The sequence below is a fragment of the Rhizobium ecuadorense genome (assembly GCF_001187535.1).
GTDB classification, from domain to species: Bacteria; Pseudomonadota; Alphaproteobacteria; order Rhizobiales; family Rhizobiaceae; genus Rhizobium; species Rhizobium ecuadorense.
Map to the genome: position 1 here is coordinate 1 of NZ_LFIO01000249.1, position 335 is coordinate 335.

Consider the following 335-nt stretch of genomic DNA (forward strand, 5'->3'; position numbering starts at 1 on the left):
AGCCGATGCAAGATAAAATTGCGGAGCGCCATCATCTGACCAGCTCCGCTTCTTCCCGGAGGAAATCTTCGAGTGTGCCCCGTCCACCCTTGCCGCTGATGTCGATCACTTCAAGCGACAGATAGCGCTCGTTGCCAGCCTTGATCGCCGGTTTGGTCATGAACATGCGTGCGAAGGCAACCGCCTGCGTCTGCTTGTGGCCGTTCAAATGGTCGACCGAGGCCTCGTAGCCGCAATTGACGATGGCGGCGAAAATCTCGCGGCGGTCGCCATATTCGCCCGCCGTGTAGTTCGACAGGGCCGGCCCCGAGTAGCACTGTCCGCCGCCTGTCGTC

1 pseudogene is annotated in these 335 nt (G+C 60.6%); it reads right to left on the minus strand.

Going from position 1 to position 335, the window contains the following annotated elements:
- Positions 1-31 precede the first annotated feature (31 nt).
- A pseudogene (locus AF337_RS05790) lies at positions 32-335 on the minus strand (hypothetical protein); the annotation flags it as partial.